General features: G+C 62.4%; 1 protein-coding gene. It reads right to left on the reverse strand.

The window, feature by feature from the left end; all coding sequences use genetic code 11:
- On the reverse strand, positions 1-229 hold a 229-nt coding region (locus RTW80_RS31175), incomplete at both ends, for an inositol monophosphatase family protein (protein WP_312722159.1).

The following is a 229-nucleotide window of genomic DNA, read 5'->3' on the forward strand; positions in this document are numbered from 1 at the left end:
ACGTAGGCCAGATCCAGTGCAGCAGAGCCGGTGCGACGGAAGTCCGCGCATTCGGTGAACAGCTTGCCCAGGATATTCATATAAGTGGTTGCGTGCTGCTTCGCCTTGAACGGGAAGCCGGTCGCCAGAATCGTGCCGTCCAGTTCGCGTGCATTGCTGCAACGCAGACGGTCGCCGTTCAGCTGCGCGCCCTGACCGCGGGTCGCGGTGAACGGGTCGTTACGCAGTG

This window comes from Escherichia sp. AM3, assembly GCF_032029835.1.
GTDB lineage: Bacteria > Pseudomonadota > Gammaproteobacteria > Enterobacterales > Enterobacteriaceae > Escherichia > Escherichia coli.